A 22,035-nucleotide genomic window follows, 5' to 3' on the forward strand; every position below is an offset into this window, starting at 1 on the left:
GGTAGCTTGGGCCTCACACCAAACCGCAGGGTCCCCTTCACTTATGGAATGAGTGTGCCGTGCCCATCGTCCTGTGGGTCGCCCAGGCCCTCCTCGCCGTACTGTTCACCGCCGCCGGCGGGATGAAGCTGGTCATGTCCCCGGATGACATGGTCCCGCTCATGCCGTGGGTCGTGGACTTCCGTCCCGAGACGATCAAAGCGATCGGAGTACTGGAGGTACTTGGTGCGGTGGGGCTGATCCTTCCCCGCGCCACGAACATCGCCCCGGTACTCACCCCGGCCGCCGCGGCGGGCCTTGCCTGCGTCATGGCCGGCGGCGCGGTCGTGCATGTCACCCGAGGTGAATATCCCCACAGCATCGGCAACATCACCGTGTTCGCGGTGGCTCTGTTGACCGCCTGGAGAGCACTTCGCTCCCTCTCCTGGCGATGATCCTTCGGTAGCCTGTGGGGCCCAGCGATCGCGGATCCGGGCGTGGTGGAGCCGATGGGTTTGTGGCTGCGCGAGCGGCCAGTGGCCCTCGATCGGTGGTCGCAGCTGGTGCTCTTCGGAGCATCCACCGGCTGGGAGGAGTGCTGTTCAGGCACGTTCGCGTGTGCGGAGGGCGGAAACGGTCTCGTGGGAAACTTCTATTGAGCGTTTTCAGCGTGGCCACTGATCGGGTGACGGGGCCGGGGTGAGGGAGGGGTTCGCAACGCACATGGCTCCCGTGCCGTTGAGGGAGGTGTTCGAAGTCTCAACCCATCGGCACAGAAGCCCTGTTGGCTCCATATCCTGCCGCACTCGGCCTCCCGCACGCCCTGGTCGAGTGGGTCACGATGCTCTTGACGACCTGGACGTTCACGTCGTCAAGGGAGCGACACCGTGCGCGGCACCGATGACCCAGCCTTCCTCGTCGGTGACCGTTTCGGGGTGGGGTGTTGGGAGGAAGGAGCCGTCGGCGCGCAGTACTTCCAGGACGACGTGGCGTGGTGGCGGGCGACCGCGGCTCCTGCTGCGTCGAAGCAGTCGGTCCAGGAGTACTGGGGGATGATCGCCCATGCGCCGGTCGGATCGAGGTGGCCGCGCAGGTATCCGTCGCCTGCTTTGAGCAGCCCGCTGCGCCATTGTGTGTTCATCTCCCCGCTCGTGGGCCACGACTATGCGGCCGGAGGAGTCCACGAAGAGTGGCCGGCGGTGTCCACCAGGCCCCACAGGTCCCCCCACCCGTACCGGGCGCCGCAGGGGTGGGTTCCGTCGAAGCGTGCGGGGACGGCGAGGCGGCCGTGCCGGTCCACGTAGCCGCACAGTCCTGTGCTCTGCAGCCGTACGCTGCCCAAGCCCACCGGGCCGAAGGGCCCGGCGGCCGCGAAGGGGCCAGCGATGACGATCGTGCCGGTGGTGTCGGCGTAGGCGGCGCCTTGGTCGGTGCGCACCATGGCGAGCCCGTGGTGGCACGGGGCGGCCTGGGTGAACCGGGCGGGAACCCGGTGGTTGCCGGAGGCGTCTGCGTATCCCCACAGGCCGGCGTGCTTGAAGGGTGAGAGTCTGGCATCGTCGAAGGCCCCGGCGTATTCGAGGCTGGGTGGGGCCAGCCACTGGCCGAAGTGGTCCAGGGAGCCCCACCGCCCCTGGGCGTCCGCAGCGGGGGCGATCAGCCGGCCGTGGCCGCCTTGGTGGAACGGGCCGACAGCGGAGAGGTCCGGGGGTGGCGGCGCACGAGCCGTCCCGCGCCGTCGACGAGTGCCAGGCGGCGGCCGAAGGGCTCCCTGGCTTCGATAGGAACGGCCAGGAGGGCGGGCGGGACGGCGGGTACGGAAGTCCTCTTCTCACACGGTGGGTGCGGGCCACCGTATCCGGCGGCGGCCGCACGCCGACATGCGTGCGGGGGCGGCGGAGGGCCGCCGCGCCGCGCTGGCTCGGAGGGGGAGCCGCGGTCGGCTTCCGTCGTCGGCCGCTGTGGTGCTGCGGCCGGCTTCTGGTGTACGCGGTGTCAGTGCCGCGTGGGGGTGGCGGCGTCGAGGACGGCGTGCAGGAGTCGTTGGGGGTCTTCAGCGAGTCGGTTGCAGACGTAGAGCCACCACTCGGTGCCGAAGACGACGTACTCGCGGGTGGGGTGCCCGTGCTTGGCCATGGCGTCGAGCCGGTCCGGCCCCAGGCCCAGCAGGGTCTCGAACTCCCAGGAGGCAGCGGTTGCGCCGCCGAGCGCACACCCCTGCCGTTGGAAGCCGGACCCTTCGAGTGGAAGTCCGGCGGCCCCGCGTCGCAATTCGACCGCGTCCGTTCGGGCCGGCCGGTCGGGCAGTCCGGCCGCCCCTCTCCGGGCGTGCCTCGCCGACCGAGACCGGCCGTGGGGCGTCCCCGTCGCCGGACGACCGGGGCACACGTAGCCGGGGAGGTCTCCGCGGGCGCGGACGGCGAGGGCGCCGTCGGCACCGAGGTCGACCAGGACCGCCCTGGTCACGGTGGTGTCGATTGCCACGCTCTCGCGTGGCCCTCCCAGGATCGAGACGTCCACCGTGACCTGGCCGTCCCGTACCGGAACCTCAACGGAGCGGGCCAGTCCGATCTGCCGTCTGGTGTGCACCGAGGGGTCGTCCAGGACGACGGTTCCGTCCACGCTGACCACGACGTGCTCGCCCTGGAAGTCCTCCTGGAGTGCGATCTGAAGCACGCTCAAGGCATCCGCCTCACTTCGTCGGCTCCCCGGCAGGCTCCTGACGCCCCGACCATACGACGACCGGCCCCGCGCGGCCTGCCGGCACCGCCCCGGGCGGCCGGGAACCGCGGCGAGGACGGGTCGCGCACCGCTGGCGGCGGAGGCGGGGCGCCCACAGACTGGACCGGGGGTGGCCTCCAGCCGCGGTCCGACCGGGAGGAGACTTGAGGTGTTCGGACAGGTGCGATCAGTTTCTGACAGCAGTCCGATTTTCATGATCAAGGTCAGTGTCTACCGCAGTGACCTGTCGGAGGTCGATCACGTCTTCACCGACGAAGAGGGCCGGTACGTCGTGGCAGTGGGCGAGGGCGAGACGGTCACGGTCCGGTTCGACACGCACCACTCCCTCACCAATGCCGAGAAGTGGCAGCCTTCGGTGGTCGTGAACGCGATCACCAGCGACTCGGCTCCGCTGGACCGCTGCCTGCTGCCGACGGGTCAGGAATTCGGCGCGGCGTCGAGCATGGACGCACTCGACGGGTACGTGGTCGCGGCGGCAGTGAACGAGGGCGCGGAGTACGCGGCCACCGCGGTGAGGCGCCTCGCGATGCTCAAACAACCCAGCCCGGTCCTCCAAGGGCTCCAGCAAAGGCTCCTGAAGCACTTCCGCGAACCGGCCTGAGCGTCGCCACGTGGCTGGACGCCGCCTACGTCCACCGCTCGGGTGCCTACGGCTTCGTCAAGGGCAACCAGGTCCACCACAGCGACTGGGCCAACAACGCCACCAAGACGCTTGCCGAGATGTTCCCCACGGCGTCGGCGCTCGGTGCGATCGTGGCCGCCCGGCAGCCAAAGCGCCGTGGCGAAGTTCTCCAGTGCGCCGCGCATCAGCGTCCACGGGCTCTGTGGATCCACTTCGCCGGCCTCAACCAGCCCGCGGAGCGCGTCGGCGTGTGCCACTCCGGCGCTGTACGAGGTGCGTATAAGCGTCGACGCCGCGTACATGGCCAAGGGCGCGTCGTCCGTTGCCAGGCTGCTCGACGGCTGCGGCGCCGGCAGCTGCTGGTAGGCGCCCTCCCCACGCAGTCGCTGGACATCCGTGAACAGCGGCTGACGAACTGAAACTCAGGCCGTGTCATGACCGGCAGGGTAGGGGCCGCCACTGGCACCTGGAGCACAGCTCAGCGGGCTCAGCGTGACCCACGCTGAGCCCGCTGACGGCTACAAGGGGGCCGGGTCGGGGTCAGTGGCTGTGGGCATGGCCATCTTGTGCCGGCTTGGCGGGTGCCGTGGTCGGAGAGGCCGACTCAGCGGGAGCCTGGTCCGGCTTTGCGGGTGTGCCCGTCGTGGAGCCGTGGTCGTGGCTGTGGCCATCGGAACTGATGGTGCCGGCCAGGGCCATCACCCCCAGCCAGGTCAGTGCCGAGATGACGGCGACGGCGGCCGCGAGGCGCTCACGGCGTTCGCGGGAAACCATGCCGCCGGCTGGTACGGGCCCCACCTGCATCAGCTCTTGGAGGAGAACCCCGGCCGGTACGTCGCGCAGATGACCGTTCGGCTGCGTGAAGCCGCCGACGTGGCCGCGTGGGACATGTCCCTGACCCCCGACGAAGCCTCCGAAGTCGTCGACCAGCTGATCGTGCCGCACACGGACTGGCTGCACCATCTGGTGGCCGCACGTGAATGCGAAGCGCGGACGTGGCCCGGCCACGTCCTCCACGTCACGTCGGCCCGTCCGCCCACCCGTCGAGGCGGCGCCGCCGGTGAGGAGCCGCCCGCCTATCGGCGCGACGCCGCGTCCTGGAAGCAGATCGAGATCGCCTGCTCCCCCATCGACTTGCTGCGCCGCCGGGAAACCCGCCACGCCGTGCTCGACGCCCTGGCCGTCGACGGCCTTACGGACCTCGCGTCCGGCGGGCCGGATCCACGGCACCACGAAGCATGAGTACACAGGACTGTAAATCCGGACGTCTGACCTACCGGCTCGACTGCGCACCGGAATCCGCGTCGGAGCCGACACCAGCGACCGACGTGGCTATATGCCTGGCCCAGACCGTTCCCTTCACGGGAGGCCGCCGTCGAGTTTCTCGGCGGTGGTCCGGTCGGCGAAGGCTGGGCGGCCGGCCTGGTGGCACGCGACGGCGGCTGGTGGCCGCGCTTCGACCGGGACGTGATGGTCGGGTCGCTGGCGGAGATTGCCCAGCGGTCCTTCTGGGACGAGTGGTCGAAGGTGACGTGCCCGACCCTGGCCGTCCTCGGCCAGTCCGGCATCATCTCGGCGGGGGAGATCGACGATTTGACCACAGGGCACCGCAGCCGATCACTACCCCGGCCACACCCTGCCGGGCACGCCGTAAGGCTCGTTGAGCACTGCGACCAGCGCGGTCGCCCCGTAGCGGACGGCAAGCTTGTCGTACCGCGTGGGTACCGCCCGGTGGCGGTTGAGGCGGTTGAGGCGGTTGATACCGGACTCGACCGCGTGGCGCTCGCGGTAGTCGGTCTTGTCGAACTTCGGCGGCCGACCCCCTCGAGCTCCGAGCTTCTGCCGGTTGCGAAGGCGGTCCGCAGGGACTGGGATCGTCGCCTTGATGCCTCGTCGGCGCAGGTAGGAGCGGTTCCTGCGAGAGTCGTACGCCTTGTCAGCCCCCACACGGTCCGGTCTGATGCGCGGCCGCCCCAGGCCCAGCCTCGGCACCCTGATCGCTTCCGGAACTCTTTCGAACTGCGGGGAATCACCCCACTGACCGGGCGTGATCACCACCGACAGCGGCTTCTGCCCCTGCTCGACCGCCAGGTGGATCTTGGTGGTCAGCCCGCCTCGGGACCGGCCGAGTCCGTGGTCGGCCGGCTCGACGAAGATCCCGCCGGGCGGCTCGTTGTGGAGATCCGCCTTTTCGCCGCCCCGGCGGCATGCTGGTGAGCCCGGCAAACCGTCGAGTCGACGTTCACGTCCCAGGTGATCAGACCCTTCGCGTTTCGCCTCGGCCTGGAGCTGAGTGACGATCCGGGCCAAAGTGCCGTTCCGCTGCCAGCGCCGGAGTGTGGTCGTAGACCCGGTCCCACGGCCCGTACCTTTCGGGCACGTCCCGCCACGGGGCCGCCGGTCCGGGTCCGCCACCGTATGCCGTCTATCAGCTGCCGCCGCGCCACCACTGGCGGGCGGCCCGGCTTGATGCCCCGCGGCAGCAGCGGCTCCAGCCGGGCCCATTGGCCGCCCGTCAGATGGCCACGTCCCACAGAACGTGTTCACTCAGGACCAAGATCTACTTTCGCAGCAGACCCTAGGTGGGGGCGGACTTGGAAGGCGGGCCGACTGCGCTGCTCTGCCTTGTCCCCTTCGGAGCGGTGGCCGGCGTCAGTGACGGGTGATGTTCTGCGCCTGCAGACCGCGCGGGGACTGGCTGATGTCGAAGACGACCCGCTCACCTTCGCAGAGTTCGCGGTAGCCGGTGCCGACGATGTCGCGATAGTGGGCGAAGACGTCCGGGCCGTCGCCGTCCTGGGCGATGAATCCGGAGCCCTTCTCGGCGATGAACCACTTCACGGTGCCCCTGGTCAATTCCGCCACCTCCTGCGCCGACGCCAGCCGGCCGCCTGCATGCGGCCGGGCCTACCACTCCTACCGCGCCACGCGCGTCGGTCTTCCAGGCCACACCATGGACGCGCCTACCTCGCCCGGGCGGCGTCCACTCCGTCGGCGACGGGGAACACGCCCAGGGCGCCGGTCAGCTCCACCCAACCGCAGCAGCCGGGCGGGCAGCGGGCCCGTGAGTACCGTCGGGAGCCGTCGGGAGCCGCAGCAGCTCGTTCAAGGATGCGGAGTCGGCGAACCCGACCTCGCAGACGTCCACCACCACCTCGGCGACTTCGCCGTCGCCGACCGCGGCTTCGCACGCGGCGGCCAACGGCGCCAGCACGTCCTGGTCGAAGTCCCCACACCTGAGCACCCGCACACCATCTTTGTCCGCCAACACCTCCACCACCCGAACACCCTCCTCGCGCTCCAGCCCGCGCCTGGGACGTCCACGGCAAAGCAAGCATCCCTGCACCGTGCCGCAAGATCTCCGCCCGCCAGCGAACGGCCCGTCCGGGCCGCCCGTCCGAGCCGTCCGCCGCGCAGCACCATGCGAATTTATGTGGCCAACCACCTTTCTTGTGGTACGTTTACGTGGCTGGCAACGTAAATCTCGTTCCCCCTCAGCCACGGAGTGTCCCCGTGACCGCACACCCCATGCCACCCCGGTCCGTTCGCAAGCCGCCACGGCGAATCGCCGATGTGCTCCTGCATCCGCGACGCGGCAGCCCATGCGCGTCCCATCCGCCCCGCTCATACTTCGCCGGCCACCTAAGTGCGTGTTAGGTGTATGTCTCCGGCCTCCCCATGGCCGCTTGGCACCGCCGATCCAGGAGCTTCCATGTCCGCCGCCGCCCGGCCGCCTGTCCCGTCCACCGCACGATCTGGACGCCTCAGCTACGCGATCTTCACCCTTGCCCGCGCCCACCGCGCCCACGCCGCAGGCATGCTCCGCGAGCTCGGCCTCCACCCCGGCCAGGAGCTGCTGCTGATGCAGCTCTTCGACCGCGACGGCCAATCCCAGTCCGAGCTCCTCGAAAGCGTCGGCCTGGACCACTCGACCGTCTCGAAGTCGGTCAAGCGCATGCAGGAAGCCGGACTGCTGACCCGCACCCCGTCCGAGCACGACCGCCGGGTGATGAACGTCCACCTCACCGACCAAGGGCGGGCTCTCAGGCGTCCCATCGAAAGGATGTGGGCCGCCCTCGAGGCCACCGCCATCGAGGGACTCGACCCGGCCGCCGTCGAAGCCTTCGTCGCCACGGCCGTGGCCATCGAACAGTCCATCTACGGAATCGACCGCGCCGGCACCACCAGCGGCACCGACACCGGCACCGGCACCGGCACCGGCCGGCCCACCGGGCGAACCCACCGACCATGACCCTTCAGGAGCACACCCATGCGCGCCGTCGTCTTCGACCGCTTCGGCGGACCCGAGGTCCTGCACGAAGCCGAACAGCCCGTCCCGTCTCCCGGGCGCGGCCAGATCCGCGTCCGCGTCCGTGCCGCCGGCGTGAACCCGGTGGATGCAAAGATCCGTTCCGGAGCAATGGAGCACATCTTCCCCACCCCCCTTCCCGCGGTCCTGGGCTCGGAGTTCGCCGGAACCGTCGACGCCCTCGGCGAGGGCGTCGAGGACGTGGCGGTCGGCGAGGAGGTGCTGGGCTGGGCCGACACCGGCGCCTACGCCGAATTCGCCCTCGCCTCCCGCTACGCCGCCAAGCCCCGCGAGCTGTCCTGGCCGGAAGCCGCCTCGCTGCCCGTGGCCGGGGACGCCGCCCGGCGCGTGCTGCGCCGGCTGGCCGTCGCCGAGGGTGAAACCCTGCTCATCCACGGGGCGACCGGCGGGGTGGGCACGATGGCCGTGCAACTCGCCGTCCAACAGGGCGTCCGCGTGATCGGCACTGCCAAAGCCGCCAACCATGACTACCTCGCCTCCCTCGGCGCCACCCCCACCCGGTACGGGCCCGGCCTCGTCGAGCGCGTCCGCGCCCTCGCCCCCGGCGGCCTCCACGCCGTCTTCGACGCCGCCGGGAAGGGCGCCCTGCCCGACTCCGTGACGCTGCTGGGAGGCACCGACCGCATCGTCACCATCGCCGACTTCACCGCCTCGGCACTCGGCGTCGCCTTCGAGTCCGGGCCGCAGTTGCGCGACCCCGCCGACCTGGCCGCGCTGGCCCGCCAGGCTGCCTCGAGGAAGCTCACCGTCACCGTCGCCGCCACCTACCCGCTCGAGGACGCCGCCCTGGCCCACGAGGCCGGCGCATCGGGCCACACCCGCGGCAAGCGAGTCCTGACCCTGCCTTGAGACACCGGCCGCAGCGATCCGCAGGCGTACTGGTTCCGGACGTGCCCCGGCCAGGGCGCAGTCCGCAACGCAACGGACAACCAGAAAGGACACCCGTGAGCGCGTACATCGTGATCGACCTCGACATCCATGATCCCGACAGCTTCCAGCGTTACGCCGACGCCGTGTTACCGCTGATGCGCGAGGCGGGGGGGCCGAAACCTCGTCGTGGACCGGGCTCCCGTCGTGCTGGAAGGCGACTGGCGCCCGTCGACACTCGTCATCCACGAGTTCCCCGACCGGGCCGCCGCCCAAGCCTTCTGGGATGCGCCCGCCTACCAGCCCCTCAAAGCCCTCCGGCGCAAGCACTCCTCCGTCCGGGTCGTGGTTGGCGCCGGCTGACCGACTCGGCCGGTACGGGCCGGCGCCGGCCCGTCCGCCGGGGCACACGGCCCGTCCCCGCAAACGATTCGTCCCCTCCCCCCGATCAAAGGAGCATCACACCATGAAGGTTCTGCGCAACAAGCCGGCAACGACGGCAGCCGCCTTGGGAGCGGCCATCGGCCTACTGGCCGCGGCGGCACCGAGCGCGCACGCGGCCGGCAGCTACAACATCCGCATCGACGTACGCGAGACGGCGTTCGTCTCCGACTACTGCCTCCTGACGGACACCAGCGGAAACGGCCGGGCCCACTGCAGCGGCAACAAGGGGGCGTTCACCTCCTTCCGCCTGGGCGCGGTCCACAACCCCGGCGACAGGACCTGGATCGACGTCAACATCGTGGGCGGCAAGGACCGCAAAGGGATAGACCTGCGCGGCAAGCACTACCTGCGGATCTCCGGCAACCTGGCCGCCGTGCAGGTGTGCGGCTGGTCCAGCCTCGCCGCCTACGACAGCGGCCAGGCCGGCGCCTCCCTCCACGGCACCGGCTTCTGCCCCGGCGGCTGAGCCAGCCCGGCGGACCGTGCTCGTCCGGGTGGTCCACCGAAACGGACGCCGACGCGCTCGCCGTTCCGGCAGCCGGTGGCCCACCCCGCCCACCCCGAGGTCCCCCACCCGGCCCGGGGGCACGGGCCGCGCGACGGACCCGCCGCTCCCAAGAGGCCATCTCATTTGGCGAGTCAGCGGTAGCAGACGAGGGTGCAGGCGGCGATGTTGGTCGCACCCGCTCAGCCGGCCGAAGTGTTCTGTGTCGCCTCGCGTGCCTCGGCGAGGGCTCGCTGCCTGAGGTTGCCGCCGAACAACTGAATCGTGGTGGCGGCCAGGATGTCATCCGTGCCGATGGTCCGCCTGTCCCCCGTGCGGGCGGACCAGGCCCGAAGGGAATCCTTGAGCAAGGGGGTTGGGGCCGGTTCGCCCGACATCACAAGGGTGACCGTACCGAAACGTTTGACCCCGCCCTCGCGGACGACCATGGCCGCGTCCCGGGCGAGGTCCGTCAGGAACACGCTCGCAATTCCGTCCAGGTCACGGACCATCGCCGGGACGGCCGTCGCCCCCTGGCTCCGCAGCAGCTTCTTGACCCCGGCCTCGAACCTGTGGGCGCCGACCACTGCACTCGGCTTGCGTGACCTGCTGCGCTTACGAGAAGGCACGATGACACCCTCGGCGTCGTACAGGACACCGGTCAGGCCTCGAAACGTCGGGCTGTGATCGTACCACTTCTCCCCCACCTCGAGCTCGACGTTCCGGTCGATCGCCGAAAGTAGGTCCCTGGGAATCAGCTTCTTCCGGGCCTCCTTCGCCGCCGCTCCCCTCGCGCCGTCGATGATCTCCGTCAGCACTGTCCGCGTCACCGACGCGGCGGCCCACGCGGCCGACCGAGAGACGTGCATCGGAGTCACGTCCCTGAACACCGCTTTGACGAGAGAAGGCTTGAACGGCGAGACATCCATGACCGAGGCGGTCTCGGGACCGCTGCGCTCAGGGCGTGCGGGCTGTGCGGTCATCGGAGGAAACGCTCCCTGCTGTCGGAGTTAAACATCATCTCATTCGGCGTCCTGTGTAGCCGTCGAACGGGGCGGGGATCGTTGGGCGGCTGGAGCCGGATGAGTTGTGGGAGCAGTTCCAGCGGGTGGTGCCGGAAGCGCCGTCACGGCCGCAGGGCGACGGCCGGCGTCGGCATGGCGACCGTGAGGCACTCGCTGCGATCGTGTTCGTCGCCACCACGGGCCGTACCTGGCAGCAGCTACCCCATCGTTCGGGCCATCGGGAGCGACAACCCACCGACGCTTCTCCGAGTGGACGAAGGCCAGGGTGCGGGCCAAGCTGCACCGTCTGGTCCTCGACGAGCTCGGCGCCCGTGGGGAACTGGACTGGTCCCGCTTCGCGATCGACTCGGTGAACATGCGGGCCCTGAAAAGGGGGACCTGACGGGCCCGAATCCTGTCGACAGGGGCAAGTTCGGATCGAAGATCCACTTGATCACGGAGCGGACCGGTCTGCCCCTCTCCGTCGGAATCTCGGGCGCGAACCCGCACGACAGCAAGGCCCACGAACCCCTCGCCCGCGGAATACCACCCATCCGCACCCGCCACGGGCACCGACGACGCAAGCCCGCCAAGCCCCACGCCAACAAAGGCAACGACTACGCCCACCTGCAGAAATGGTTACACGAACGCGGCATCACACACCGCATCGCCCGCAGGGGCATCGAGTCCTCGCAGCGACTGGGCCACCACCGCTGAACCATCGAACGCACCATGCCCTGACTCGCCGGCTATCGCCAACTCCACCGACGCTACAAACGCAAAACCGAACACTTCCTCGCCTGCACCAGCATCGCCTGCACCCTCATCTGCTACCGCAGACTCGCCACATGAGGTGACGCCTTAGGGCTGCTCCCAGGGGATGCGGCGCAGCCCCAGGTCATCCAGCAGGTATGTCGCGTCGTCCCGGCGGATCGCATCAGTCGCAGCGATTGCCTCCAGTTCGCCCAGGAGGCGATCGCGGTCATCCGCGGGCAGCTGCCTCAGCCAGTGCACGATGCGGGGGAAGTCCATGTCGAGGTTGGCGTAATCGAGCGAGACCAGGATTTCGGCACGCGCGTTCTCGTAGGTCGCTGGCTTCGCGCTCTCCAGAGCTTCCGGCTCTCTCCACTTGCTGAACACGCGACGCACTATACGTCGCAGAGGGGCAACCCTGCGCCGACGAAAGGCCGAGCACTTCGCTGCCTTCGCCAGCGTTGCCGCAGCCGCCTTCTAGTTCAGCAACAGTGCTGAACCTATTGCTCGGGTGGTGGTCCATCTGTGTCACGCCATGACACTTGAGAGAAGGGTGATCTGGCAACCGAACTGGCGACCTGCCGTGAGTGGTCACCGGGGGCATAATCGCGCCAGGCTCCTCCGGCCTCGGCGGCGAGCTGGGCGGTGGTCTTGTCGGGTAGCCGAGCAATGGGCGCGCAACCACGGGTGCGGGCGCCTGAAGCCGAGGTGGCGGATCGCTGCCGTGCGTCCTCGCAGGGTGGGAAAGCCCAGGTGGCGGAGGCGAACTTTGAGGGTGTTCGAGGTCATGGGCTGTCCGGCCCGAGGGCTGGGTACTGGGCCTCAGGATCGACTCGTTGCCCCTTTGGCGCATGTCTCGGCGTGTTCAGGTCGAACTCGCCGACTCGTTTCTCTTCAAAGTGAGATGAGGATGGAGAAGAAGTTCCCGGAGCCGCTGGATTGATGTAGGTGGGACGGGGTGTGCCAACCCACTCATGCCGCGAGCCTAGTCAACCAGGACTCCCGTGCCCAACCGGTTACTCAGCGTGCCCTCACCACAGACGCCCCGCCCGGGACGTGGTCAATGTTCACGAGAACGGGAGGCACCTCGTGGACCCTCCCGTCAGCCGAGTGAAGGTAGGCGTCGGCTGGGCCGCGCGCCGACGTCAGCGCGCCCCGTAGTGTGGTCTGATGTTCGATCGCTTGGAGATCAAGGTGTTGCCGCCGGGACCCCTGTTCCCTGCCCAGGTGCGGTTCTGGGTCAACGGTGAGGACGTGGTCGAAGCGGCGGTCGGCGACGGCGGCCGCGGACCGTACGCGGCTCATGCGCTGCCGGCCGACCGCCCCAGCCCTCTCCGGGCGACGGGTGAGGCACGCCGTTTGGAGCTGGGGAACCCGACTGCACCGGTGGCTGCTGCGGCTTCCCGGCCGTCGTCGTGCAGCGGTTTGGGGAGATCGTGCAGTGGTCGGACTGGGAGGTTCCTTGGGAGGACCACAGAGCCATGCCCTACCCGCCGCCGGAGCTCCACTTCGATGCGGGTCAGTACGACGCCGAACTGGCTCGCGCTGAGGCGGACCGCTGGTGGCAGGTGTACTCGTAGCCCAGCACGGCGCGCCTCCGACCGGCCGCGGGTGTACTGGAACGCCGGTACCGCCCGACTGCTGCCCCGGCTACTCAAGGGCCGCGTCCGCGGGCCCGTGTTCGTGGCCCACCGCCGTCCCGGCCCCGGCAAGGTGGTCAGCCCGCGCGACGTTTGCCCGGACGCCGGGCTCGCCCGCCTCTCCTGCGGGCAGGCCCGCGCACTGCTGGACGAGCACACCGCGGTGCGCGGGCCGGACACCGGCTGGGACCTGCTCGAGTACGGCCATTCCGGTCTGACCCACCTTGGTGAGGCAGGGGCCAGTCTGCTGATGCTGATGGCGAAGTCGCGGCACAAGAAGACGGAGAACGTCCGCCGCTATTTCAAGCCGTCTCCGGAAGCGATCGCCGAGGTCACGCCTGCTCGCGCCCGGCGACAGCAGGCGCTGAAGTCCGCTCAGCCTGTCCCGGAGGCGTATTCGCTCGGGCGCCTGCGACTCACCGGAGCACGACCGTGACGCCGCACCTTTCGAGGAGCCGGACGATGTCCTCGAAGTAGGAGAGCCCATCCTCCGGATTCTCCACGACGTCTGCCAGCGCGCGGCGCGCGGTCTCGGAGTCGTGCCAGATCAGGATGAAGGGCGGGGCCACTCCGAATCCACCGCCCAGGCAGTCCTTGAACGCGTTCCACTCCCGGCCGAAGTAGCGGCCGGGCCCGAGCAGGGCCTCGGCGATTGCGCAGTGCAGCCCGGCAACGTCCGTGACGAATCGGCCGTCGAGATGGTGCTCACCGCCAGACCGATCCGGCCGGGGCGCGGGCACCCGCCAGGCACGAGTGGTGAGGTCGAGCCACGCGGCCCTGCCCTGCGAGTCGTACGGCGCCCACAGGTTGGGCTCGGTGGGCGAGCCCTGATACCACTCGGCCCAGATCGGGCGGGCCGCCAGCGATGGCCGATCGTCGCCACCATCGGTAAGGGTGATGTCGACGAGGGCGCCGCCGAGCACGGACGGTCGTGCTCCGGTGATGGCCAGGCCCACGGAGCGGGAGGCCATCACGGCGCCATGACGATCCAGAACCAGGAGGTAGGCCCAGTCCCGCTCCGACCGACTGGGTCGCCGCAGCGCTGCGAGCAGGGGCTCCGCAGGCTCGCAGCCGATCAGCTCCATCGGAACGGGGGCCGGGTCCACCCGCGCCTTGAACAGGCCGTCCACGACGGAGCACTGGCCTGCACTTGCCGCAGCAGCCGTCGTTCCCGCGAAGAGCTCGAAGCGCGGCGTCGCAGGTAGTTCGAAGAAGCTCTCCTCGTTCCTGACGCCGGCGCCGAGCACGATGTCGTACCGTTCCGGATCGGCTGAGTGGGGCTGGTGGGCCAGCACGACCGCATCGACGAGAGTCCACCACTGCACGGGCTTCTCGTCGTCCCAGACTTCGACGCACACGTCGCCCAGACCCCGTAGCGAGACGTCGGGCCCAGCCAGTACCTCGCTCAGGAGACCGTCGGGGCGGCATCCGCGGAGGGTGAGGACCTCCCGCGGCGGCGGGACCGGGTCGACGAAAAATCCTTCGACGCCCGCGCACCTCCCCCAGAGCTGTTCCACGCCATCCTCGTCCTCCTGAACCAGGAGGTACTTCACCGGGAAGCCCCGGTCCCACATGGCGTGATCTGCGATGCGCACCCAACCCCCGAACATATGAGCAGCCTTCGCGCCAAAGATACGGACCCACCTGGCCCGGGGAGGACAGAGGATGGTTGCTCGCCCCCGATTACGTCTCCTCGGCGGCGCTCAGCTCGCGCAGGGGGCCCAAGCCGCCAGGCAGTTCGGGCAGCTGGAACGAGTATCGGCCGAGCATGTTGACGTGGTGCCGCACGAACGGGGAGAGCCGGGCGACGTCCTCCTCGCGGACGTCGAAGCCGTCGGCCCGGAGCTGGGCGACGGCGGCATCCATGTACCGGGTGTTGAAGAGGACCAGGGCGTTGAGGACCAGGCCGAGGGCGCCGATCTTGTCCTCCATCCCGTCCTGATAGCGCTGGTAGAACTGCCCGGCCCGGCCGTGGAAAGATCCCGAGCGGGAGCGGCGGGCCGAAGCCGAGCGGCACGAAGCCGAGCGGCGGGAACAGACGGGCATGGACGCCGACAACCGATGGAAGCCCGTGCATCTCGTGCGAGAGGCCCGTACGGTGCTCGCCCGCGCCGGCTGCAAGGCGGTGAGCATAGCCCTGAGTTCCGGAGCGCGACTGACCACTGGCAGCCGCGGCAGGCCGTCCTCTACCAGCTCGCCGCACTGGCTGCGTAGGTGAGAGCGAAGAGCGAATGTCGGTGGTTCCTGGCATCGGTTCGCTGTCAAGAGGCCCAGGAATGTCGATGAGAAGTAGCAGCGCCTGAGAGCGGTGAGTCCGGTCGGGATGGCATCCCGCCGAGTGGTGTAGGGGCCGTGAAGAACTGGTAGCGGGGGCTGGCGATGGCGAGCACCGTAGCGTTCGACATATCCGATCGACACCCTGATCGTGATGGCGTTAGCTGGCCGGCATGCCAGAACTGCGTACCGATCGTCTCCTGCTCCGCCGGTGGCGGGAGTCCGACCTCGAACCGTGGGCGGCGATGAACGCCGACCCCGAAGTCCGAGAACACCTGGGGGCACTGCTGACACGGGAGCAGAGCGATGCCGCGGTGGAACTCATGCAGGCCGAGTTCGACGAGCGAGGCTTCGGGTGGTGGGCGCTCGAAGCACGGGAGACCGGTGAGTTCATCGGCCGCGTCGGCTTGGACGAGGTGGACGAGGACATGCCGTTCGCGGGGGTGGACATCGGGTGGCGGTTGACCCGTTCGGCGTGGGGGCACGGTTACGCCACCGAGGCCGCCCTGGCCTCCCTGGCCTTCGCTTTCGAGGTCCTCGGGCTGCCGGAGGTCGTTGCGTCGACGACCGTCGACAACGTTCGTTCCCAGGCAGTGATGCGCCGGATCGGCATGACCCGGGACCCGGCCGACGACTTCGAGGACCCGAGCGTGCCCGAAGGGCCGCTTCGCCAGTGTGTGCTGTACCGGACCCCGCGAGATGGCCACGGGCCACACCATGCGGCGGGACACGACCCCGGCCCCCTCGTTGTCCAGAGCCCAGCCATGGTCCCGAAGCAAGCATCCGGGCGCTCCCAGCGACATCACTCTCCCGTGAAAGAGGGTGCTCTCGCAGCTGAGCTGCAGGCGCTCTCATAACTCGGTTCTGGCACAGATCTTGGGGAGTCGTCACGGAGCGTCATCCCAGCGTTCGATTGTGAGGGTCTCAGGAGACCGCCGCGTGTCCGGTCCGTCTCCCCAGTACCCGCCCACGAGCCGGGGAGCCAGCGACAGGCGGCCGGGTCCGGCAGTAGTCGATCTTGACGTGCCCGATGTGTGTGGTGTCGAGTTGACGGTGAGAAGTGGCACCAGCGCATAGGGGATCGACATGTTCATAGCAGAAGAGGGCGTTTTCGATCCTGTTGAGATGCTGAACCTCTACGACTCGGTCGGCTGGGAGGGCTACACCAGCGACGTCGACAAGCTCTGTCGCGGTCTCGTGAACTCTCACCTCGTCATCACGGCACGAGATGGATCGGGAACGCTCCTCGGACTGGCCCGGACCATCTCCGACGACGAGCACATCTGTTACGTCCAGGACGTCGCGGTCAATCCGGCGAACCACAGGCAGGGGGTTGGCCGGGCACTGGTCGAGCACTTGATGCGGCGCTACTCCCACTGCCGATTCTTCCTTCTGTCCACGGACCACGAGTCGTCACCAGAGGGCAAGCGCAACCACGCGTTCTACCGGAGCCTGGGCTTCCTGTCCTACGAGGAGAAGGAGATGGCAGGCTTCGGACTGCCAAGGAACCGCCCCGACCTGCGCGATACGGCTCCATAGGCAAAAGACCTTGACGAGCTCCGGATTGTTACTGGAGGAGGTGCTGTCGCTCGACGCCGTGCGCGAGCGCACAGGTCGCAACCGCATGGAGGTCGCCTACCTCGGCGACGTCCTGGTCGGCTGCGCCACCGTACGCCCGCCCATCAAGGACAACGGCGCCACCGCCACGGTCATCGCCCGCGTCCTGCCCGCGAGTACCGTCGCCGCGGGCTCGGCACCCAACTCTACGAGCGTGCGCTGGGGCAGGCCCGTGCGCTGGATGCCAAGGTGATCGAGACCGTGGTACTGGCCTCCAATGCGGATGGCCTGCACTTCGCAGAACAGCACGGCTTCGTCGAATTCGAACGTTATCTGCTGCGCGAGGGCGACACCGTGCCCTGGATCGACCTGCGCCTGACCTGACGCCGTAGAAGCCCTGACGAGCTCGTGCCTGGTTGGCGGTGCAACGTCGAAAGGTGCAGGTCTGGGCGGCCAGCCCCTGGCGCCCCGCATCGGCGCGGATCTCGATGGGTGGGGCGCCAGCCAGATGCTTGACCAGGCCCAACTGCCGCGCCGGGGTGATTCTGATGGCAGTCGACGGCGCCTGGGAGTAGATCCTGGCCGCTGTTCTGGCAGCGGCGGATCCCGCTGACGACATCGAGTCGTCAGAGCACATCAGCACGCCGCTGGAGCACCCGAAAAGGGGCGGCAGGCTCCGGCGGGCCCGCCGATCACGCGCTCGGACGCTCCCGCGGCGGGCTGAGCACCAAGGTCCACCTGGCCGCGGACGGCGGTGCACGGCCTTTGGCCTTCGCCGTCACCGCAGGCCAAGCCGGCGACGCACCAGCTTTCGAGACGCTGATGGCCCGCATCCGCGTGTCCCTCAGCGGCCCGGGCAGGCCTCGAACCCGGCCCTTCGCCGTGCTGGCCGACCGCGCCTCCTCTTCCCGCCCCATCCGCAGCCGTCTGCGGCGCCGGGGAATCCGGGCGGTCGTCCCGCAACCGTCCGACCAGATCGGCCAACGCCGGCGGCGAGGCCGCCGAGGCGGCCGCCCGCCCGGCTTCGACCGTGAGGCCTACAGGCAGCGCAACACCGTCGAGCGCTGCCTCAACCGCCTCAAGCAGCGGCGCGGCCCGGCCGCACGAACGACAAACTTGCCATCGCTCACCAGGTCGCAATCCACCTCGCCGGCATCCTCATCTGGGCTCGACGCTGACCAAAGAGACAGAACCTGGCCCCACCCACGCACCCGCCCCCGCCCGCAAACCCGCCCGCACCCGTCGCCCCCCATACCTCTCGATACCCCGCTCTCCTCACGCCAGTTCCAAGTCATCGCTGCCAGTGCCCGTTGCCGACTTGTTAGTGATCCGTTGTTGCAGGGCGGCACTCTGGTCCTCAGTTGACCGTGCTGCTCCGAGCTGGCCGGACGGGGGTGACGCCGCATGAGGATGCGTCGCCTCCAGCCGGCCGTCTGGGCTCGGAGCGAAGTTCCAGATGCGTGAGGTTGCACCCGTGAGGATCAAGAAGTTCGTCAAGAGAGCCGGATTCGTTGCTGCCGGTACCACTCTCGCCGTGGCTTCATGGAGCGCTCCCGCCAACGCGGTGCCCGGAGCCCCCTGGATCGGCTACGGCAAGACGAACACGTACAACGGCGTCAAGTGTTTCCAGGTGCTGGCCAACTCGCTGCACTGGCAGACCGGTTATCACACGGTCGACGAGGACGGCCTGTTCGGCCCGGACACCTACGGCGCGATCAGGGCGTTCCAGGACTGGGCCGGCCTCCCCCAGGACGGCGTCGTAGGCCCCGACACGGGTTCCGCGATTCTCAGCGCGACCCAGGACGGGGACGGGAACGGCTGCTACTCCTACCTTCCCAGCCACAACTGAAGGGTCCATCAGATCCAGCAGATCGAGGGCCGGCGTCGCCTCATGGCAGAGTTCAGCCGGCACCAGCACCGGCGTCCGCCTCAGTTCCGGCCCCGGCCGCTGATCCCACTGCGCGGAACCTCTCTCAGGTGTCGTTCTGAGACTGCGCGAAGAAGATCCAGCACGACATCGCCTCGACGACCGGCATCGACGCGACGGACTGGAACGACGGGGGCCTTCGCCGACGGGTAGTTCGGCCCGCTCACCGGCCGCTGCATGCGCGCATCTCGTCCCTCGCAACACCTTTCGAACACCTCTCAGGCCCTCTGCAGCCCTCTGACGCCCTCTGACGCCCTCTGACGCCCTCTGACGCCCTCTGACGCCCTCTGCGGCCCTCTGCGGCCCTCTCATGCACCTCACAACATCTCTCGACTCCCCACTCGTGAAAGGGGTCTGGCAGTCATGCCCGAAGCAACCCGACAGCCCCGACCTGTCGCGGCCGTCACGGACGCCACATCCGGGAAACCGTCCTTGCGCCTCTTGGCTTTCGCCCTCGCGTTCGTGACGCTCGTGGCGGGCCTGGTGCTCGGCCCGGCACAGACGGCGCAGGCCGCGGACGTCCCCCTGCTCCAACGCGGCCTCGCGGGTCTCAGCTACCTGCCGATGAGCGGGGTGGACGGCGTCGCCGGCCCCCAGACGGCCGAATCCGTACGGCACTTCCAGAGCGACAACGGCCTGGAGGTCGACGGTCAGGCGGGCCCCCTCACCATGGCCGCGCTGCTGGCCAAGGTGAAGCAGGTCCAGTCGGCCGCCGGTACCGGCGCCGACGGCGACTACGGACCCGCCACCCTCAGCGCCGTACGGGCCTACCAGAGCGCCCGCGATCTCGACGTGGACGGCATCGCCGGCCCGCAGACCATGGGTGCGATGGGCATCGACCGCATCACCGCCAGCGGTCAGGGCACCAGCTCGAACACCCGTCTCCTCCAGCGGAACCTCGCCGGCCTCGGCTACCTGCCCTTGAGCGGTGTCGACGGCGTCTACGGCCCGATCACCAAGAACGCCGTCCTGTCGTTCCAGAGCGACAACGACATCGCGGTGGACGGCATCGCCGGCCCGCAGACCAACGGCACCCTCGCCGCCAAGGTCAAGCAGGTCCAGTCGGCGGCGGGCACCCCCGCCGACGGGGACTACGGCCCGGCCACCCTCAGCGCCGTACGCTCCTACCAGGCGGCCCGCAACCTTGAGGTCGACGGCATCGCCGGTCCCCAGACCATGGCCGCGATGGGCATCGCCCGCGAGATCGGCACCACCACCCCGGGCGGCCAGCCCAGCGGCGGCACCCCCAGCCTTCCCCCGCTGACCGGCAGCGTCCGCGACAAGATCGTCCAGGCCGCGCGGCACGAACTCGACCGGGGCGTGCGCGAGTGGGGCAACAACTGCAATCCGTACGGCGCCTGCGAGGCGTGGTGCGCCCACTTCGCCAGCTGGACCTGGCAGCAGGCCGGGATCAACTACCACACCGCCTTCACCGGCAACTTCTACTACTACGGCCGTGACCACGGCACGCTCACGACCGACGTACGCAACTCCAACCCGCAGCCCGGCGACGTGGTCCTGTTCGGCACCGGCCCGTCGAGCACCAGCACGAGCACCCACATCGGCGTCGTCGAGCGCAACAACGGCGACGGCACCGTGACCACCATCGAGGGCAACTACCAGGACCGCGTCGCACGCGTCATCCGCCCTCTCAACAGGGGGATCTACGCGGTCGTCGCCCCGCCCGGTGCCTGACGCACGAAGCACGCATCTCCCACACAACCCAGAAAGGCGCACCATGAAGAAGATCCGCACCACCGCGACGAGGACACTCGCAACGATCGCTGCGGCAGTGGCGACGGCGACCGTGCTCGGCGCCGGCCCGGCCCACGCCGCGGTCGACGACGGCCGCCTGTTCTACTGCGTGCAAGAGGTGGGCACGTCCTACTACGGGGACGTCAGCATCCCCGACGTGATGCTCTCGTACGGCTCGACCGGTATCTGCGTCGAGGAGCTGCAGTCGGACCTGCTCGCCGTAGGGGTCGTCCCCGCGGCAGACCGACCCGGGTTCATCGACGGTGACTTCGGCCCCAAGACGCGTACGGCGGTCATGGAGTTCCAGCGCAGGGCGAACGTGGCCGGTGGAGCCGACGGGATCGTCGGCCCGCACACCTGGTACAGGCTCCTGAACGCGGCGTACTTCGAGTGAGCGCCCCCGGCATGAATCGAGGAACCGTGCGAACGACGACCCGCGCGCGCCGGGCAGCCCTTCGTACAGCCGTGGTCGCGGCCGCACTGTTCGCCACGGCGGCCGTGGCCGCCCCCCACGCGTCCGCGCAGGACCACCTGGGCACCTGCATGGACCAGGAGGGCGTCCGGTACTCGACGTGGAACGGCTGGCCGGTTCCCGACGTGACGCTGCGGGAGGGGTCGACCGGAGTCTGTGTCAGGGCCCTGCAGGAGGCCCTCGTGACCGTGGGCTACGTGCACTCCTGGGACGCTGCCACATTCGTCGACGGCGACTTCGGCCCCAAGACCCTGGACGCGGTCCTGAGATGGCAGGCGTCGTACCCGGCCGCCACCGGCGGGGCCGACGGCATCGTCGGTAACAGGACCTGGGGCTACCTCCTGGCCAGCGCCCAGGGCTGACGCCCGCCGGCCAAGAGGACCGCCTGCGGATGAAGTCCCTTCGGGAGCGGCCGGTGAGGATCGGCCGCTCCCTACGGGCGGTACCGCGACAGGGCCGAAAGGCGGACCGTCGCGGTGACGCAGCCCGCACCCGAGGGCGACGACGGCCGCGATCCGGTGCCCCAAGGTGGCCGTGGGGCGGGGCTCGGTCAGCGACAGCATCTGCCGTGGCGCATAGGGGAGTTCCAGGTTCAGTGCGCGGACCTGTCGGTACGCGGGTTCCCATGATCACCGTATGATGATTTTCGGCCTGGCCGAGATGGACAGTTCGGCCCAGGATGCTGCGGGGGGCGTCTCAGGCTCTTGTTGTGCACCCCGCGTGAGGAGAGTCTGTGAAGCGTCGGCTTACCGCTCTGGGTATGACTGCCCTGTCGATCGGCACAATGATTGGCTTTGCTCCAACTGCAAGCGCCGCAACCCCTGTCTGCAACGGCCAAATGCGTGTCGCGGTCGGTTCCTACAATGTGTGGGCTCCCACGAACGAGGCCCCTTGGCTCACTCTCACCACCAACTGTGTCATGCGCCAGGGCATGGCAGGTATGGACCGCGGTGCCATCAGTGCGCTTCAGTACGCACTCAGGGTGTGTAACGGCGCCAATGGTCTGGCCAATGACGGCCAGTTCGGTCCTCTCACGACTCAGGCGGTGCGGGACTTCCAGGCTCGCGTCGGGATCTCCGCAGACGGTGTCTACGGCCCTCAGACGCGGCGTGCGATGTACTGGCCCGCCATCGAGAACGGCCGGTGTCAGAAGATCGCCTGACCCGGTGGCTTCGGCCTGTTGGG

22 protein-coding genes and 8 pseudogenes are annotated in these 22,035 nt (G+C 69.2%); 18 read left to right on the forward strand and 12 right to left on the reverse strand.

What is annotated here, in order from left to right; translation table 11 throughout:
* Positions 1-59: 59 nt before the first annotated feature.
* The gene (locus ACFV7Q_RS11055) at positions 60-434 is read left to right on the forward strand and encodes a DoxX family protein (protein ID WP_385426615.1); all 375 of its coding nucleotides are present in this window, start codon (positions 60-62) and stop codon (positions 432-434) included.
* Positions 435-850: 416 nt separating this feature from the next.
* Here ACFV7Q_RS11055 and ACFV7Q_RS11060 read toward each other — a convergent pair whose 3' ends face one another.
* From ACFV7Q_RS11060 to ACFV7Q_RS11070, 3 genes are all read right to left on the reverse strand, one after another.
* The gene (locus ACFV7Q_RS11060) at positions 851-1,120 is read right to left on the reverse strand and encodes a hypothetical protein (RefSeq protein ID WP_385426733.1); all 270 of its coding nucleotides are present in this window, start codon (positions 1,118-1,120) and stop codon (positions 851-853) included.
* Positions 1,121-1,141: 21 nt separating this feature from the next.
* Positions 1,142-1,639 (reverse strand): WG repeat-containing protein, encoded by a 498-nt coding sequence (locus ACFV7Q_RS11065; RefSeq protein ID WP_385426723.1) that lies wholly within the window; start codon positions 1,637-1,639, stop codon positions 1,142-1,144.
* A gap of 335 nt (positions 1,640-1,974) precedes the next feature.
* Positions 1,975-2,661, reverse strand: a complete 687-nt coding sequence (locus ACFV7Q_RS11070; RefSeq protein ID WP_385426618.1) for a hypothetical protein — start codon at positions 2,659-2,661, stop codon at positions 1,975-1,977.
* A gap of 253 nt (positions 2,662-2,914) precedes the next feature.
* On the opposite strand from ACFV7Q_RS11070, the gene ACFV7Q_RS11075 reads away from it, so the two are divergent.
* Complete coding sequence (locus ACFV7Q_RS11075; protein WP_385426621.1) at positions 2,915-3,322, forward strand: carboxypeptidase regulatory-like domain-containing protein; 408 nt, start codon at positions 2,915-2,917, stop codon at positions 3,320-3,322.
* A gap of 561 nt (positions 3,323-3,883) precedes the next feature.
* Here ACFV7Q_RS11075 and ACFV7Q_RS11080 read toward each other — a convergent pair.
* Complete coding sequence (locus ACFV7Q_RS11080; protein ID WP_385426624.1) at positions 3,884-4,117, reverse strand: hypothetical protein; 234 nt, start codon at positions 4,115-4,117, stop codon at positions 3,884-3,886.
* A gap of 36 nt (positions 4,118-4,153) precedes the next feature.
* Between ACFV7Q_RS11080 and ACFV7Q_RS11085 the strand changes: the two genes are divergently transcribed.
* The gene (locus ACFV7Q_RS11085; RefSeq protein ID WP_385426627.1) at positions 4,154-4,585 is read left to right on the forward strand and encodes a hypothetical protein; all 432 of its coding nucleotides are present in this window, start codon (positions 4,154-4,156) and stop codon (positions 4,583-4,585) included.
* 378 nt (positions 4,586-4,963) lie between these two features.
* Here ACFV7Q_RS11085 and ACFV7Q_RS11090 read toward each other — a convergent pair whose 3' ends face one another.
* From ACFV7Q_RS11090 to ACFV7Q_RS11105, 4 genes and pseudogenes are all read right to left on the reverse strand, one after another.
* Entirely contained in the window at positions 4,964-5,758 is a 795-nt protein-coding gene (locus tag ACFV7Q_RS11090; RefSeq protein ID WP_385426629.1) for an IS5 family transposase, read from the reverse strand.
* 35 nt (positions 5,759-5,793) lie between these two features.
* Positions 5,794-5,877, reverse strand: a pseudogene (locus ACFV7Q_RS11095) (hypothetical protein); the annotation flags it as partial.
* 118 nt (positions 5,878-5,995) lie between these two features.
* Entirely contained in the window at positions 5,996-6,199 is a 204-nt protein-coding gene (locus ACFV7Q_RS11100) for a cold-shock protein (RefSeq protein ID WP_385426632.1), read from the reverse strand.
* Positions 6,200-6,365: 166 nt separating this feature from the next.
* Positions 6,366-6,587, reverse strand: a complete 222-nt coding sequence (locus ACFV7Q_RS11105; RefSeq protein ID WP_385426634.1) for a hypothetical protein — start codon at positions 6,585-6,587, stop codon at positions 6,366-6,368.
* 468 nt (positions 6,588-7,055) lie between these two features.
* Between ACFV7Q_RS11105 and ACFV7Q_RS11110 the strand changes: the two genes are divergently transcribed.
* The 4 genes and pseudogenes from ACFV7Q_RS11110 (at position 7,056) to ACFV7Q_RS11125 (ending at position 9,450) form a co-directional block, all read left to right on the forward strand.
* Entirely contained in the window at positions 7,056-7,595 is a 540-nt protein-coding gene (locus tag ACFV7Q_RS11110) for a MarR family winged helix-turn-helix transcriptional regulator (protein WP_385426637.1), read from the forward strand.
* 18 nt (positions 7,596-7,613) lie between these two features.
* Positions 7,614-8,522 carry an NADP-dependent oxidoreductase gene (locus ACFV7Q_RS11115; protein ID WP_385426640.1) on the forward strand — a complete coding sequence of 303 codons (909 nt, stop codon included), beginning with the start codon at positions 7,614-7,616 and terminating at the stop codon, positions 8,520-8,522.
* A gap of 192 nt (positions 8,523-8,714) precedes the next feature.
* Positions 8,715-8,903, forward strand: a pseudogene (locus ACFV7Q_RS11120) (DUF1330 domain-containing protein); the annotation flags it as partial.
* A 103-nt stretch (positions 8,904-9,006) separates the two neighbouring features.
* Positions 9,007-9,450, forward strand: coding sequence for a hypothetical protein (locus ACFV7Q_RS11125; RefSeq protein WP_385426643.1), 444 nt, complete (start codon positions 9,007-9,009; stop codon positions 9,448-9,450).
* Positions 9,451-9,671: 221 nt separating this feature from the next.
* Here ACFV7Q_RS11125 and ACFV7Q_RS11130 read toward each other — a convergent pair whose 3' ends face one another.
* The gene (locus ACFV7Q_RS11130; protein WP_385426646.1) at positions 9,672-10,451 is read right to left on the reverse strand and encodes a hypothetical protein; all 780 of its coding nucleotides are present in this window, start codon (positions 10,449-10,451) and stop codon (positions 9,672-9,674) included.
* Positions 10,452-10,528: 77 nt separating this feature from the next.
* Between ACFV7Q_RS11130 and ACFV7Q_RS11135 the strand changes: the two are divergent.
* Positions 10,529-11,324: pseudogene (locus ACFV7Q_RS11135) on the forward strand (IS5 family transposase).
* 9 nt (positions 11,325-11,333) lie between these two features.
* On the opposite strand, the gene ACFV7Q_RS11140 reads toward ACFV7Q_RS11135, so the two are convergent.
* A complete protein-coding gene (locus ACFV7Q_RS11140; RefSeq protein WP_385426649.1) occupies positions 11,334-11,612 on the reverse strand; it encodes a hypothetical protein in 279 nt (92 codons plus the stop codon).
* 1,221 nt (positions 11,613-12,833) lie between these two features.
* On the opposite strand from ACFV7Q_RS11140, the pseudogene ACFV7Q_RS11145 reads away from it, so the two are divergent.
* Positions 12,834-13,233: pseudogene (locus ACFV7Q_RS11145) on the forward strand (site-specific integrase); the annotation flags it as partial.
* Positions 13,234-13,281: 48 nt separating this feature from the next.
* Here the strand turns inward: ACFV7Q_RS11145 and ACFV7Q_RS11150 are convergent.
* Together ACFV7Q_RS11150 and ACFV7Q_RS11155 are read right to left on the reverse strand one after the other, a co-directional pair.
* On the reverse strand, positions 13,282-14,460 hold the full coding sequence (locus tag ACFV7Q_RS11150) for a barstar family protein (protein ID WP_385426652.1): 1,179 nt from the start codon (positions 14,458-14,460) through the stop codon (positions 13,282-13,284).
* Positions 14,461-14,548: 88 nt separating this feature from the next.
* Positions 14,549-14,842, reverse strand: a pseudogene (locus ACFV7Q_RS11155) (Tn3 family transposase); the annotation flags it as partial.
* A 470-nt stretch (positions 14,843-15,312) separates the two neighbouring features.
* Between ACFV7Q_RS11155 and ACFV7Q_RS11160 the strand changes: the two are divergent.
* The 9 genes and pseudogenes from ACFV7Q_RS11160 to ACFV7Q_RS11200 form a co-directional block, all read left to right on the forward strand.
* Positions 15,313-15,837: pseudogene (locus ACFV7Q_RS11160) on the forward strand (GNAT family N-acetyltransferase); the annotation flags it as partial.
* Between the two features lie 388 nt (positions 15,838-16,225).
* The gene (locus ACFV7Q_RS11165) at positions 16,226-16,678 is read left to right on the forward strand and encodes a GNAT family N-acetyltransferase (RefSeq protein ID WP_385426654.1); all 453 of its coding nucleotides are present in this window, start codon (positions 16,226-16,228) and stop codon (positions 16,676-16,678) included.
* A 10-nt stretch (positions 16,679-16,688) separates the two neighbouring features.
* A pseudogene (locus tag ACFV7Q_RS11170) lies at positions 16,689-17,080 on the forward strand (GNAT family N-acetyltransferase).
* Positions 17,081-17,235: 155 nt separating this feature from the next.
* Positions 17,236-17,874: pseudogene (locus ACFV7Q_RS11175) on the forward strand (IS5 family transposase); the annotation flags it as partial.
* 356 nt (positions 17,875-18,230) lie between these two features.
* Positions 18,231-18,545 (forward strand): peptidoglycan-binding protein, encoded by a 315-nt coding sequence (locus ACFV7Q_RS11180; protein ID WP_385426657.1) that lies wholly within the window; start codon positions 18,231-18,233, stop codon positions 18,543-18,545.
* Positions 18,546-19,055: 510 nt separating this feature from the next.
* Positions 19,056-20,318 (forward strand): peptidoglycan-binding protein, encoded by a 1,263-nt coding sequence (locus ACFV7Q_RS11185; protein WP_385426660.1) that lies wholly within the window; start codon positions 19,056-19,058, stop codon positions 20,316-20,318.
* A 43-nt stretch (positions 20,319-20,361) separates the two neighbouring features.
* Positions 20,362-20,772: a peptidoglycan-binding protein gene (locus ACFV7Q_RS11190; protein WP_385426663.1), complete on the forward strand. Its 411-nt coding sequence runs from the start codon at positions 20,362-20,364 to the stop codon at positions 20,770-20,772.
* Between the two features lie 26 nt (positions 20,773-20,798).
* Positions 20,799-21,212, forward strand: a complete 414-nt coding sequence (locus ACFV7Q_RS11195; protein ID WP_385426665.1) for a peptidoglycan-binding protein — start codon at positions 20,799-20,801, stop codon at positions 21,210-21,212.
* Between the two features lie 398 nt (positions 21,213-21,610).
* A complete protein-coding gene (locus tag ACFV7Q_RS11200) occupies positions 21,611-22,012 on the forward strand; it encodes a peptidoglycan-binding protein (protein WP_385426668.1) in 402 nt (133 codons plus the stop codon).
* Positions 22,013-22,035: the final 23 nt, after the last annotated feature.

It is taken from the genome of Streptomyces sp. NPDC059851 (assembly GCF_042732005.1).
Taxonomy (GTDB): domain Bacteria; phylum Actinomycetota; class Actinomycetes; order Streptomycetales; family Streptomycetaceae; genus Streptomyces.

Coding starts and splice junctions, on each gene's coding strand:
- ACFV7Q_RS11060 (WP_385426733.1), bottom strand. CDS start 1,120: ATGAACACACAATGGCGCAGCGGGCTGCTCAAAGCAGGCGACGGATAC.
- ACFV7Q_RS11075 (WP_385426621.1), top strand. CDS start 2,915: ATGATCAAGGTCAGTGTCTACCGCAGTGACCTGTCGGAGGTCGATCAC.
- ACFV7Q_RS11080 (WP_385426624.1), bottom strand. CDS start 4,117: ATGGTTTCCCGCGAACGCCGTGAGCGCCTCGCGGCCGCCGTCGCCGTC.
- ACFV7Q_RS11110 (WP_385426637.1), top strand. CDS start 7,056: ATGTCCGCCGCCGCCCGGCCGCCTGTCCCGTCCACCGCACGATCTGGA.
- ACFV7Q_RS11115 (WP_385426640.1), top strand. CDS start 7,614: ATGCGCGCCGTCGTCTTCGACCGCTTCGGCGGACCCGAGGTCCTGCAC.
- ACFV7Q_RS11125 (WP_385426643.1), top strand. CDS start 9,007: ATGAAGGTTCTGCGCAACAAGCCGGCAACGACGGCAGCCGCCTTGGGA.
- ACFV7Q_RS11130 (WP_385426646.1), bottom strand. CDS start 10,451: ATGACCGCACAGCCCGCACGCCCTGAGCGCAGCGGTCCCGAGACCGCC.
- ACFV7Q_RS11165 (WP_385426654.1), top strand. CDS start 16,226: ATGTTCATAGCAGAAGAGGGCGTTTTCGATCCTGTTGAGATGCTGAAC.
- ACFV7Q_RS11190 (WP_385426663.1), top strand. CDS start 20,362: ATGAAGAAGATCCGCACCACCGCGACGAGGACACTCGCAACGATCGCT.
- ACFV7Q_RS11200 (WP_385426668.1), top strand. CDS start 21,611: ATGACTGCCCTGTCGATCGGCACAATGATTGGCTTTGCTCCAACTGCA.